This window comes from Ligilactobacillus hayakitensis DSM 18933 = JCM 14209 (assembly GCF_000615845.1).
Classification (GTDB): Bacteria; Bacillota; Bacilli; order Lactobacillales; family Lactobacillaceae; genus Ligilactobacillus; species Ligilactobacillus hayakitensis.
In genome coordinates this window covers 15,056-28,758 of record NZ_BAML01000005.1, presented here as the reverse complement: position 1 = coordinate 28,758, position 13,703 = coordinate 15,056, and the positions used below count along the sequence as shown (strand labels likewise).

12 protein-coding genes and 2 pseudogenes are annotated in these 13,703 nt (G+C 32.4%); all 14 read right to left on the bottom strand.

Features of this window, described 5'->3' with window-relative positions; translation table 11 throughout:
* Nucleotides 1-56: 56 nt before the first annotated feature.
* The 14 genes and pseudogenes from era to JCM14209_RS02345 all read right to left on the bottom strand — a co-directional run bounded on the left by era (nucleotide 57) and on the right by JCM14209_RS02345 (nucleotide 13,703).
* Entirely contained in the window at nucleotides 57-959 is a 903-nt protein-coding gene (gene era / locus JCM14209_RS02410; RefSeq protein WP_025022034.1) for a GTPase Era, read from the bottom strand.
* 28 nt (nucleotides 960-987) lie between these two features.
* The gene (locus tag JCM14209_RS02405) at nucleotides 988-1,386 is read right to left on the bottom strand and encodes a diacylglycerol kinase family protein (RefSeq protein ID WP_025022033.1); all 399 of its coding nucleotides are present in this window, start codon (nucleotides 1,384-1,386) and stop codon (nucleotides 988-990) included.
* A complete protein-coding gene (gene ybeY, locus JCM14209_RS02400; RefSeq protein WP_025022032.1) occupies nucleotides 1,370-1,849 on the bottom strand; it encodes an rRNA maturation RNase YbeY in 480 nt (159 codons plus the stop codon). The genes JCM14209_RS02405 and ybeY overlap by 17 nt, the downstream gene beginning before the upstream one ends.
* Nucleotides 1,850-1,852: 3 nt before the next feature.
* Complete coding sequence (locus JCM14209_RS02395; RefSeq protein WP_420806406.1) at nucleotides 1,853-2,812, bottom strand: PhoH family protein; 960 nt, start codon at nucleotides 2,810-2,812, stop codon at nucleotides 1,853-1,855.
* 213 nt (nucleotides 2,813-3,025) lie between these two features.
* Nucleotides 3,026-3,817 carry a glutamate racemase gene (gene murI / locus JCM14209_RS02390; protein ID WP_420806403.1) on the bottom strand — a complete coding sequence of 264 codons (792 nt, stop codon included), beginning with the start codon at nucleotides 3,815-3,817 and terminating at the stop codon, nucleotides 3,026-3,028.
* Nucleotides 3,818-3,884: 67 nt separating this feature from the next.
* Nucleotides 3,885-4,391 carry a 5-formyltetrahydrofolate cyclo-ligase gene (locus tag JCM14209_RS08845; protein ID WP_051523364.1) on the bottom strand — a complete coding sequence of 169 codons (507 nt, stop codon included), beginning with the start codon at nucleotides 4,389-4,391 and terminating at the stop codon, nucleotides 3,885-3,887.
* 68 nt (nucleotides 4,392-4,459) lie between these two features.
* Nucleotides 4,460-5,620 carry a pyridoxal phosphate-dependent aminotransferase gene (locus JCM14209_RS02380; RefSeq protein ID WP_025022029.1) on the bottom strand — a complete coding sequence of 387 codons (1,161 nt, stop codon included), beginning with the start codon at nucleotides 5,618-5,620 and terminating at the stop codon, nucleotides 4,460-4,462.
* A gap of 85 nt (nucleotides 5,621-5,705) precedes the next feature.
* Nucleotides 5,706-6,626 (bottom strand): manganese-dependent inorganic pyrophosphatase, encoded by a 921-nt coding sequence (locus tag JCM14209_RS02375; protein WP_025022028.1) that lies wholly within the window; start codon nucleotides 6,624-6,626, stop codon nucleotides 5,706-5,708.
* A 26-nt stretch (nucleotides 6,627-6,652) separates the two neighbouring features.
* Entirely contained in the window at nucleotides 6,653-7,609 is a 957-nt protein-coding gene (locus tag JCM14209_RS02370) for a LysR family transcriptional regulator (protein ID WP_025022027.1), read from the bottom strand.
* 146 nt (nucleotides 7,610-7,755) lie between these two features.
* Nucleotides 7,756-9,687, bottom strand: a complete 1,932-nt coding sequence (locus JCM14209_RS02365) for an ATP-binding protein (RefSeq protein WP_025022026.1) — start codon at nucleotides 9,685-9,687, stop codon at nucleotides 7,756-7,758.
* Nucleotides 9,665-10,764 (bottom strand): annotated as a pseudogene (locus tag JCM14209_RS08840) (carbamoyl phosphate synthase small subunit). Before JCM14209_RS08840 ends, JCM14209_RS02365 begins: the two are co-directional and overlap by 23 nt.
* Nucleotides 10,765-10,786: 22 nt before the next feature.
* Nucleotides 10,787-12,067 carry a uracil-xanthine permease family protein gene (locus tag JCM14209_RS02355; RefSeq protein WP_025022025.1) on the bottom strand — a complete coding sequence of 427 codons (1,281 nt, stop codon included), beginning with the start codon at nucleotides 12,065-12,067 and terminating at the stop codon, nucleotides 10,787-10,789.
* Between the two features lie 32 nt (nucleotides 12,068-12,099).
* Nucleotides 12,100-12,632: pseudogene (pyrR, locus tag JCM14209_RS08835) on the bottom strand (bifunctional pyr operon transcriptional regulator/uracil phosphoribosyltransferase PyrR).
* Between the two features lie 165 nt (nucleotides 12,633-12,797).
* The gene (locus JCM14209_RS02345; RefSeq protein ID WP_025022024.1) at nucleotides 12,798-13,703 is read right to left on the bottom strand and encodes an RluA family pseudouridine synthase; all 906 of its coding nucleotides are present in this window, start codon (nucleotides 13,701-13,703) and stop codon (nucleotides 12,798-12,800) included.

Sequence of the window (13,703 nt, the reverse complement as noted above, 5' to 3'; positions counted from 1 at the left end):
TGACCTCTTTAATCCTTTATATATAACAAAGGACCGGAAAAATCCAGTCCTCATTTTTAATATTCATCTTGTCGATATCCAAGAGATTGTAAATCGACTTGTCGGTCTTTCCAATTTGGTTGAACTTTAACCCACAATTCTAAGTATACTTTATCACCCAACATTAGTTCGATATCTTTTCTTGCCTTAACTCCAATTTGTTTCAGCATTTTTCCGCCTTTACCAATGATAATACCTTTTTGCGAATTTCTTTCAACAACAATTGTTGCTTGGACTAAAACCTTATTTTCATCTTCTCGTGCAATTCGATCAACCACAACTGCAACTGAATGCGGAACTTCTTCTCTGGTTAATTCCAAAACTTTTTCACGAATTAATTCGCCTGCAATAAATCTTTCAGGGTGATCAGTGATTTGATCTTCAGGATAAAATTGCGGTCCTTCTGGAAGTTCCCTAATCAATGATTCAACTAACTCTGGACAGTTATTTCCTTCTAATGCCGAAATTGGAAATACTTCGGTATAATTTAGCGTATCTTTATAATCATCCATTATTTCAAGTAACTTATTAGGATGGATTTGATCAATTTTATTAATAACTAGGTAAATTGGTTTCTTAACATTTTTTAAGCGTTCAATGATAAAATCATCACCGCGACCACGGGCTTGTGTCGCATTGACCATAAATAAGATTGCATCAACTTCATTTAAAGTTGAAAGCGCTGATTCAACCATAAAATCGCCTAAACGACTATGTGGCTTATGAATTCCTGGTGTATCAATAAATACAATTTGAGATTTATCATCTGTATAAATCCCTTGAATCTTGTTACGTGTTGTTTGAGCTTTATCACTCATAATAGCAATTTTTTGACCTACCACACGATTTAAAAAGGTAGATTTTCCTACATTTGGACGTCCCAAAATTGCAACAAATCCTGAACGAAAATTTTCTGACATAATACTATATTTCCTCATTTCTACTTCATTATACTATCCTTAAAAGCTTAGGAACAAAAATCAAAACTGCAATTAAGATTGCAAAACAGGCCGTAACTAAAACAGCCGCTGCTCCCATATCTTTTGCTTTTTTGGCTAACTTATTTGGTTTTAACTCAGTTGCTAAATCAACTACATTTTCAATAGCTGAATTTAAAATTTCACTCATAAAAACCAATGCCATGGCCAAAAAAAGCCATATCCACTCCGATATAGATACTTTCAGATATAATCCTACTATCGTTACACTAATTGCCGCAAAAACATCAAACCTAAAATTTCTTTCCTCTTTAAATACAGTTGATATTCCTTTAACAGCATATTTTAATGATTTACTAAATCGCCGATTTTTCCAAGCATTAATAAATTTTCTATCTTTTAAGTCCATACTCATCTAAAATTTCTCTTTGCAATCCAAACATTTCTTCTTCATCTTCTGGCTTCATATGATCATATCCGTTAAGATGTAAAAATCCATGAACTACTAAAAAGCCTAACTCTCTATCTTCACTATGTCCAAGATATTGCGCTTGTTCTTTAACTTTATCCATCGAAATCATAATATCCCCGATATTTTTGGGAATATCAAAATCTACATCATCAGGAATAATAATTGGCATTTCATTAGGATCTTCTTCTTCATTTGCAAAACTAATTACATCAGTAGGTTTATCAATGCCCCGATATTTTTTATTTATTTCATGAATCATGTCATTATCCATTAAAGTTACTGACATTTGTGTATCGGCCGGTAAATCAATTTTTTTTGCTGATAATTCGATTAATTCTCGAATCATTTCTAGCCATTTATCTGAAACTTGATTAGTATCATCAAATATTTCTAAGTCCATATCTTACTCCTTAAGTCTTTTATCTTCATAAGCTCTGATAATTTGAGAAACAACTGGATGCCGAACAACATCGCTTGCATCAAATTCTACAAACGCAATATTCGATATGTTTCTTAATTTATTTTTTGCATCCACTAACCCACTTTGCGAATGCCCCTTGGGTAAATCAATTTGTGATTCATCCCCATTAACAATCATTTTTGAGCCAAAACCTAAACGCGTTAAAAACATCTTCATTTGTTGTCTAGTAGTATTTTGTGCTTCATCTAGAATTACGAAAGCTTTGTCTAAAGTTCTACCTCTCATATATGCAAGCGGTGCAATTTCGATAACACCCCGTTCAATTAGTCGCTCTACATGTTCAGCTCCTAAAATAGAATTAAGTGCATCATATATTGGTCTAAGATACGGGTCAACTTTTTCTTTCAAATCCCCCGGTAAAAATCCTAATGATTCTCCCGCTTCGACTGCTGGACGTGTTAAAATGATACGATCAATTTCTCTTTTTTTGAGGGCGGCAACTGCCATTACAACAGCTAAATATGTCTTCCCCGTCCCAGCAGGACCAATTCCAAATGTTAAATCATTATTTTTAATCATTGAAACATACTGTCTTTGACTGTAGTTCTTAACTCTAATTGCTTTACCAGCTCTATCTTTTAATAATGTATCTGTATATAAATCTTGGAAATATTCTAGTGTTCCTTTTTCAGACATTTTAACTGCAGATACTATATCAGCTTCGCTCAAATTTATTCCATTGTTAATTAATTTGATTAATTCTTGTAAAATCTCTTTAACATCTAATACAGAATCTTGTTCACCTGAAATTACAATATAATCACCGAATGGGTTTATCATTACATTTTTACTTTCTTCAAGTAATTTCAAAAAACTATCATTAATTCCAAATAATAATGGGGCGACATTTGCATTTTTTAAATAAAAACTTTCTTCAACCATTTTTTCTTTTGACAAATTGCTTCCTCCAAAGTCTATTTGTATTTATGATAGCATATAACACACTATGCTATCCAGTCCGAAAGGTTCTATAATGTACAAAAAATTCCTATATAAATATATAATAGCAATAATAAAAGCCTTAAGAAATCACCGTCTTTAAAAACGGATATTCCTAAGGCTTAAATTAAAAAGACATTATACTTACTTTTTAGTTTATTCAAGATTCATTTTAAATAATTTATGGCTTAAATCGATTTTTTCATACTCACCAGTTGAATTTTCAAATTTAATCCACCCACGTTCATTTTGTGGATTTAATAAATCGTTTTGTTCAAGAATATTTCTTGCTTCACGCGCAGCTCCAGGTCCACCATCAATAATAAAGACATCTTCTCCCATTACCTTACGGATTGCGTTTATTGCAAATGGAAAATGAGTACAACCTAATACAATTGAGTCCACATTTGTATAATCAGATAGTAGATTTGAAAGGTAAGTTTTTAATTCTTTAGAATTTACATCGCCTTTTTCAACAAACTCTACTAAATTAGGTGCCGGAATAGGTTCGATTGTCGCTTCATTTGAATATTTACTTTTTAATTCTTTAAACTTTTTTTGCTTTAAAGTAAGTGGTGTTGCCATTACTCCAACTTTAGAGTTTGGTTTGTGCTCTACTGCTGGCTTTACAGCCGGTTCTAACCCGATAAATGGAACATCAGGGTTTTCTTTTCGCAAATCATTGATTGCTGCGCTAGTTGCAGTGTTACAAGCAACAACAATCATTTTTGCCCCCTCATTTAATAAATGCTTTACATTTTTTCGCGACAAGTTCTTAACTTCTTCAACTGTTTTAACCCCATACGGAGCATTCGCCGAATCACCATAAAATATAAAGTTTTCTTGAGGTAAGATGGATACTAAATTTTTTAAGACTGATATTCCACCCATACCTGAATCAAATACACCAATCGGTTTCTTTTGTAAGGTACTTTTTTTATTCATCACAGCATATACCTTTCCATTAATATTTGCTTCTATTATTTTATCATTATTAGATTAATAATAGAAGGAATCAGTCTGTATCAATGCTAATTTGATTTAAAATTTTAAAATCAAAATGTTCAACTGGCCATTTTGGATATTCAAATTGTCGCTTTGAATCTACTAACGATATTACATCACCGCTAAAATTCTGTAAATATCGGTCATAATATCCCCCACCATAACCAAGTCGATATCCACTTTTAGAAAAAGCCAGTCCAGGAACAATTATTAAATCTGGATTAATTTCTTTTCGAGTATCTTTAGGTTCTAAAATTCCAAATTTTGATTTAACTAATTCCGTTTCTTTATTATATTGATAAAATTTCATTATTCCGTTAGAGAAGGCTTTAGGAATTATTACTAATTTATTCTCTAAAAAAGCTTCCTCAATTATCGGATTCGTATCAATTTCAATTTCTGTACTTAAAGTTACTGCTATTATTTTTGCCCTTTTCCATTCATCAGTTTGAAAAAGTTTATTATAAATTTTTCTTTCTTCAATTCTTTTGTTTAATTTATAATCTTGTTTGCTCAAATTTCTTTATTTGAATTTTACGAAAAAGTTCTTTGTTCAATTCATCCTCCAGTTTGTCATGTAACATATTATTTATTAGCCATGTATTCCTTAATTCTTTTTGCAGCTTCTTTTAAAACATCTATGCTTGCTGCATAACTTATACGTACATATCCTTGTCCGCCTGGACCAAATGAAATCCCAGGAATTATAGCTACCTTTGCTTTTTTTGCTAAATCACGAACAAAATCCCAAGAATTTTGCGTACAATTTTCAGGGATTTTAGCAAATAAATAAAATGCACCATCAGGACTAGCTACCTTAAAACCAGCATCTTCTAGTTGTTTCAACATATAGTCGCGGCGATTTTTATATTCTTCTTTCATAACCGCAGCATCTTCAAAACCATTTTCCATAGCTTCTAAGGCAGCATATTGAGCAATACTTGTCGGTGCAGTAACCATATATTGATGAGCTTTTACGACTTGATCTATGAATTTTTGCGGTCCTAAAATGTACCCAATTCTCCAACCAGTCATTGCATGAGATTTTGATAAACCACTAATCAAAATTGTACGATCAGGTAAAATTTCAGCCATAGAAGTATGTGCACCATTGTAAGTTAATTCCGCATATATTTCATCACTTAAAATCCACATATCATATTTTTCTACAATTTTTGCTAATGCTTCCAATTGTTCTTTAGAATAAGTTACCCCGGTTGGATTAGATGGATAGTTCAAAACTAAACATTTAATATTTAATTCTGAATTATTTTCAATGAATCTCTCCAACTTTTCTGGGGTTAATACAAATCTATCTTCACTAGTATCAATTAATGCATAATCTCCATGATTTATTTCTGAAACTGGTAAATAAATAGGAAAAATCGGTGTGGGTACAATCACTGTATCTCCAGAATTTAAAATTGTTTGTAAACTTGCATTAATTGCTTCTGTAGCTCCTACAGTTGTAACAACTTGAGTACCATTAAAATTCAAATTGTATTTTTTATTAAAATAATTAGCTGTTGCATCTCGTAATTCTTTAATTCCAGCATTCGGGGTATAGTGAGATTTATTTTTCTCAATAGCTTTGATCGCCGCACTCTTAATATGCTCTGGTGTATTAAAATCCGGCTCCCCTAATGTTAATTTGATAATTCCAGGGATTTGATTAACATCGGTATCAAACTGACGGATATCGGATACCGCAATTTTTTCAATCTTTCGATTAAATTCACTTTGCATCATTACCACCTCTATTTTTCAAAAAAAGGTTGAGAACCAACTCTCAACCTCTTTAAAAATTTCTAATTATTATTAATTACCTGTCTTAAAATGCAGCTTCCAATTGAGGTACAATTTGCTTTTTACGTGAAACTACACCAGGTAAATCCATTTTATCGTTAGATAATGTCTTTTCAAAAGCTTTTTCAACTACATCTTTTGGTTCACCAACAACTAAAAGACGTGAGTTTGATTCTAAAATATCTGTAACCATAAGTAGGAATAAATCAAAGCCTTCTTCGCTGCTTTGTTTTTCCATTGCTGCACGTAATTTATCTTCACGAGCAAACACTTCATCTAGATCAACTGTGTTAACTTGATCGACACGAACAGTTTTTCCACCCATTTCAAATGATTTAGCATCAGCAGTAATTAACTCTTCTTCAGTCTTGCTTGATAAATTAGTGCCTGCTTTAAGCATTTCTAGGCCATATGCTTCATAATCTAAATCAGCAATTTTGGCTAATTCTTTTAAAGCAACAACATCTTCTTTTGTTGTTGTAGGAGACTTTAATAATAAAGTATCTGAAATAATTGCTGATGCCATCATTCCAGCTAACGAAGCTGGTACTTCAACATCATTTTGCTTAAATTCTTTGTAAATTACTGTACTTGAGCAGCCAAGCGGTTCTGCATGGTAGTAAAGTGGAGCAGCAGTTTCAAAGTTAGCAATACGGTGATGGTCAACTACATGAGTAACTGTTACATCTTTAACATCATCAGCGCTTTGTTGTACTTCGTTATGATCAACTAACATTACTGCTTCAACTTCATTTGAAACTGTTGTGACAACTCGTGGAGTAGGTTCTTTAAAGTAATCTAACACGAATTTTGTTTCTTCATTAGGTGCGCCTAATGCAACAGCTTCAGCGTCTGCTCCTAATTGATTTTGTAAATATGCATATGCTTTAGCAGCAACAATTGCATCTGTATCTGGATTTTTGTGTCCAAAAACTAATTCTTTCATTATGATTAACTCCTTATAATTAATAATTACTTCTTCAATTCTTCTAATCTTTCAAAATAGCCTTTATCACTTAAATATAAAGTAAGGTCATTCATAAATTCAGATACCCGAGGAATTTGATTTTTACCTCTTCTGAATACAAAAGATAAATCAAATTTTAATTCTGGTTCAAAATGTGCCACGCGACACTCACTTAAAAGTTGGTTTGCTGCAATATATGTAGCAGGAATCACCGTACTAACCCCTGTTTTTGTAGCAAACTTAATCATTTGTTTTGGTGTTGCCAAATACGCCACACAACGAGGTACATTTAACATTTCATTTTTAAAGCTTTCACGTAAAAATTCATTAATATAAAACTCTCTCGGATATGTAACCCAACTATTTTCTAGTGAATCTTTTAATTTCACATGTTTTCGACCATCTAATTTGCTATTTTGATGAACTAACATCAATTCATCATTCACAATCCTTTTAGTATCATATGGTTTCCAATTTTTGATTGAATTATCTGGAAGATACATAATTGCAAAATCAATCGTATTATCTTCTAAACATTCCCAAATTTCAGTCCTGCTTAAAGAACGAATTGAAACTGTTATTTGTGGATTTTTCTTATAATACTCTATGATAAAATCTAAAAAAACTTCATCTTCGATGGTTGATAATATCCCGATATTTATTTCTCCTTGCATATATCCAGTGGACATCTGGATTTCATCGGCTGCTTGATTTAAAACCTCATTTATTTGATGAGTCGCATCGAGCATTGTATATCCAGCATCAGATAAATGCAACTTTTTACCAACTGAATAAAAAAGTGGCGCACCAACAGTTCTCTCCAATTTTTTAATTTGTTGAGTTAGCGCAGGCTGAGTTATTCCTAAGATTTTAGCAGCCTTGGTATAACTCATCGTCTCCGCTAACTGTAAAAAGTATGTTAAAGTTTTGGAAGAAAAAATATTGTCTTGCGTATTTCTCATAGATACTATCCTTTCGTCCTCTAAAATACTATGCATGACCACATCTGAAAATTAGAGATTAAAGTATTTAATTATATAATAACTCAATTTTTATAAAAAGGCACGTAGATATTATGGAAAATATCCTAACTGACGTCTTACAAAAACTAATTTAGCTCATTCCAAGTAACAACCTTAAAATCAGAATCATATAATTGATCAATCAGCTTGTCGCTAATTCCTTTGGGATCTTTTAAACAAATTGTTTTGGGATTACATCTTTCATAAATATTTTTAATACTTTCAAATGTAACCGGTTCGACAAAGATTGTAATTGGCATCGAAACTGCCATTGAAAGTGTATCCGGTGAATTTGAAATTAAACCGATTTTTAATCCTGATTTTGCAAGGATACTTAACGTTTGATTTCGTGCAAAATTTTCAGACGATAACTTTGAAACTCCATCAACAATCAATACATCTAATTGATTTTCACTTTCTACTAATTCATCTAATTCTTCATAAGTCCCATAAAAAAACGGTGCAGTTGAATCTAATGTCCCGGCACTACTGTCCATACGATTATATTTAACCGAAATACCAGCTTTTGTTCTATCGTTATACAATTCACTTTCTTGCATATTCCAATTTTTAGACATCCAAAAATCGCTATAGCCCATCATTTTTGCACTCTTAATATTGTCTAAATTTGCATTATACATATTTCCTTTATTAAAGTAATTAACCAAGTTATTGATTACAACTAAAAATTGAGGGTCAATCTTGGATAATCTACTAACTTCGCGAATTGTATAATCTCTTCGAAATGCTTCAGCAATATAAAATATTCGATCTGATTGCGCATGAACCAAATTATTTTCTAATTCAAAATCATCTACTTTCATATTGCTCATAAATTTTCCATCAATCTCTCTAATAGGAATTGATCTGATGGCTTTCATTAATGCACTTTCTAATGTTCTACCAAAGGCTACTAATTGGCTTGTTGCTTTTTTTCTAGTACCTAATCTTGTTCGATTAATTTTATCTGACCAATTAGGAATTTTTATCGCAACATAATCTAAAATTGGTTCATTGGCTGCTGTCAATATTTTAGACCCTACTCTTTTGATATCGATTAAATTTTCGCCAAATGAAACTTTTGTAATCACCTCGGCAACTGGATATGTTGTAACCGTTGCAACCAATGCTGAAGAGCGATTATATGAAGCATTCATTTCTAGTATATAATACTTATTTGTGCTACTATCAAAAGCAATTCGTATATTACAACTTCCTACAATTCTAAACATTCTAGCTAATTTTAGCGAAACCGTCCGCAACATATTAAACTGATAGTTATTTAAAGTCTTAATTGGACTTACAACGATAGAATCAGCGGCGTGAATCCCTACTGCATCAAAATCTTCAAATGATCCAATCAAAATACAATTATCTAATTCATCACGCATTACTTCAAATTCTAATTCTTTATATCCTGTAACACTAGCTTCTATTAAACAATTTTTAACCGGTGACTGTTCAATTGCATTTTTAAAATTCTTTTGTAACTCTTTAAAGTTATTACATAAATCTCCACCAGGTTTCATTGTTGTTGCCGCAGCACGAACAATTACCGGATAACCATATTCACTTGCAAACTTTTCTGCATCACTAATAGTATTTATCGTTTTAGATTTTGGCGTCGATATTCCTTTTTCTCTTAACGCTTCACTAAATAATTCTCTATCAAATATTTTCTTCAGCGAATTTAAGTTCGTCCCTAAAATTTCAATACCTAATGCATTAAATAAACCGCTTCTTTCTAATTCCATGCAAGCGTTAATTGCCATTTGTCCTCCGAAAGTTGGTAATATAGCACCTGGATTCGTTTGACGGATAATTTCATAAAGATTTTCGGCATTAACTTCTACAGTAAACCATTCATCGGTAATCCCTTCAATTTTATATCCATCTATTTTTGGAGCAACTAAAATTGGCTTCAACCCTGCTTCTTTTAATAGTTCAACTGCATTAATCGCACCACTATTCAATGCTCCTAAAACTATAACTCTTTTAGTTCCCTTTATTTTTTGCATTCAAACTATCCTTTCTGACATCAATTAAATACATAAAATCATAAAAAATATCAATTGCATCATTTGGTCCAGGAGCTCCTTCTGGCTCAAATTGAACCGAAATCGCTGGATATTGGCGTGATTTAAATCCTTCAATATGCTTTCGGCTTAAATCTGTATGTGTAATAATAACTTGCTTTCTATCCAAAGAAGTTGGATCAACTGTATATGAATGCTCTTCAGAAACAGTGATTAACCTATTTGTTGCTATCTCTAAGATTGGAAAGTTAGAACCCCGACGTGCATTTTTCAATTGTTTTACTTCAGCCCCATTTGCTAACGCCAATAATTGATGTCCTAAACCAATTGCTAAAATCGGATAATATTTTTGTAATTCTTGAATCGTCTCAACTTGTTTGTCTAATACATTAGGATTTCCAGGGCCATTTGATAATATGATTCCATCTGGTGATAGATTTTCAATTTGTTTAAAAGAGGTTTCATAAGGCACTACAGTAACATTACAACTCATTCTTGATAATTGTCGCAAAACACTATGCTTAACCCCAAAATCAATCAATACAATATTTCTTCCTATATCGGGATTAGGATATGGCTTACTTGTAGAAACATTATCTACAACTTGATCAGATAATACTGTAGCATTTAACTGGTCAAATGCATGTTGAATATCATTATTTGCATCAATGATACTGCCTTTTATAATTCCTCCATGTTTGATTATTTTTTTAGTTAATTTTCTTGTATCAATGCCACTAATCGCTGGAATACCTTGATCACTTAAATATTCCGAAAAAGATTTGGTACTATTTTCACTTATGCTATCGGTATATGAATGACAAACGACGCCCTTACATACTGGTTGTAAGGATTCTAACTGTCGTTACTTGTTCCATATATCCCCAGTACAGGCGTCGTAAACACAATTATTTGATTTGCAGCTATTGGGGATGATACGATTTCTTGATAGCCATTCATAGCAGTCGTGACAACGACTTCACCTGTTGAATTAACCTGTGAGCCAAAGCCTTCACCTTCAAAAATAGATCCATCTTCTAAAATTAGCAATCGTTTCATTTAATCACTCCCAATATATCATTTATTCTACTTCACTAGCGGCTTTCTTTGGTAAAACTAAGTTTAAAATAATTCCAAAAAGAGTTGATAATGCAATACTTGTTAATTGGAATTCACCCAATTTTAAATATGTTCCACCGATTCCTACTACTAAAATAACCGCTGTAATAATAAGATTTCGCTTTAGTTCAAAATCAACTTTATTATCCACTAAAATTCTTAATCCATTAGCAGCAATCATTCCAAAAAGTAAGAAAGAAATTCCACCAATTACTGGTGTTGGAATTGATTGAATTAGTGCTGATACCTTTCCACAAAAACTAAAGATAATCGCAAAAAATGCAGCTCCACCAAGTACCCAAACACTATGTACTTTTGTCATTGCCAGCACGCCAATGTTTTCTCCATATGAAGTTGTTGGAGGTCCTCCCACAAATCCAGCAACAACACTTGCGAGGCCATCACCTAATAAAGTTTTGTGTAACCCTGGATCTTGGAAAAAGTTTCTGCGAGTTAATTTATTTAAAACCATTACGTGTCCCATATGTTCCGTCATTGTTACAAATGCAATTGGTGCCATCCCTAAAATTGCAGCTGGATACCATTTAAATTTGTAATTCACAAACATCATATCAAACGCAGGCAAAGTAAACCATTTAGCTGAAATAACGTTACTAAAATCAACAATTCCGATACAAATAGCATAAATATATCCCACAATAATCCCCAATAAAACGGGAATCATACTTGAGAAACCCTTTAAAAACATATTAAAAACAATTGTCATGACTAATGTAAAGATTGCTACCCCAAAATAAGTTAAATCATAATGATTTTGATTTAACATTGCATCATTCGCAGCAGTTGTAGATAATGATAATCCGATAACAATAATTATTGGACCTACCACTACAGGAGGTAATATATCGTCTACCCATTTTGATCCAAATTTACTAATTAAAGCAGCAACAACTATATACACTACCCCCGCAGCAATTGCTCCTTGCCCCACTGCTGGATACCCATATGATTTCATTAATGCTTGCATCGTAACAATAAATGCAAAGCTAGAACCTAAGTATGCGGGGATTTTTGCATTAGTAAATAATATGTAAACTAATGTACCCACACCTGAACTAAATAGAGCTATACTTGGATTTATTCCGATAAGTAACGGTACGAGAACCGTAGAACCAAACATCGTAAATAAATGTTGCATGGAAAGCAATAGCCATTTTCCACCATTAGGCTTATCTTGAATATCTAAAATTGCTTCTGGATTTCTAAATTCTTTTTCTGTCATTTTTGTACCCCTCCGAAGTCTTTTTAATTAATTTAAAACATCTTTTTTAAATCAATCCCGTCATTGCCATCTACTTCTTCAACATAAACAGAAATTTCTTCATTCATTGCTGTTGGGATATTTTTACCAACAAAATCTGCTCGAATTGGTAATTCGCGATGTCCACGATCAACTAATACAGCCAGATTAATTTTTTGTGGCCTTCCCAAATCCATAATCGCATCTAATGCAGCTCTGATTGTTCTGCCAGTAAATAAAACATCATCTACTAAAATAACATGTTATCTTCGATGTCTACACCCAACTCTGTATCCCTAACTATTGGAGCATCTAAATCATCATTACGGTCATCTCGATAAAGAGTGATATCTAATGCTCCAACAGGTACAGTTGCACCTTCTAATTGCTTCATGCGTTCGGCAATTCTTTGGGCTAAATATACTCCTCGAGTTTTTATTCCGACTAATACTAAATTATCTATTCCCTTATTTTTTTCGATAATTTCGTATGTCATTCTGGTTAAAGCTCGTTTCATAGCCAGTGAATCATAAATTTCCTTTGCCATCTTTATCCTCCTTACTTTAGACTATCCCTAAAAATGTTCCTATAAAAAAGACTAGAACAAACTTATGCCCTAGTCTTATTATTTTATTCAGTATTATAAAGTCATAAATCATAACCTTCTTAGCCTCACAGGACTATTCTTAAAGGACATATCTTGTACCTTAATTTACTTTACTTTAGATTTTTTGTCAAGTTTTTCCAAAAATATTCTAAATTCATCTGGCAATTCTGCTTCAAATTCAACTAATTTTCCTGTAGTTGGATGTTTAAATCCTAGTGTTGCTGCATGCAAATATTGCCCAGTTTCAGCAATCATCTTTTTGGGGCCATATACTGGATCACCAACAACGGGATGCCCGATATACTTCATATGTACTCGAATTTGGTGTGTTCTTCCAGTCTCTAAAATACATTTAACTAAAGTAAAATCACCATATCTTTTTAAAACTTCAAAATGAGTAACAGCATTTCGACCATCTTCAACAACTGCTTGTTTTTTTCTATCATTTTTACTGCGACCAATCGGAGCGTCAATCGTTCCGCTATTTTCAGGAATATTCCCAACAACCAACGCAATATATTCTCTTTTATTACTCTTAGCTTTAAGTTGGGCTGATAGTTCTTGATGTGCCTTATCATTTTTAGCCACCATCAATAAACCAGAGGTATCCTTATCAATCCGGTGTACAATTCCTGGACGAAATGTTCCATTAATTGTTGATAACGGACTATGATATAACAACGCATTAACTAATGTATGTTTTTCATGACCTGGAGATGGGTGAACAACCATCCCAGAAGGCTTGTTCACTACAATTACATCATCATCTTCATATACTATATCTAGTTTAATATTTTCCGGTTCAATACTCAATTCTTTTATTTCGGGAGCTTCAAAAGATATTTCATCTCCTAATTCTACTTTATAATTGGCCTTTTTTATTTCACCGTTAACTAAAATATTACCTTCTAAAATTAACTTTTTTAATTGAGACCGTGTATAATCAGTAAAATGTTCAGTTACAATTTTGTCTAATCTTTCTTTTTTTTCACTTGTAAATTTTTCTACCAA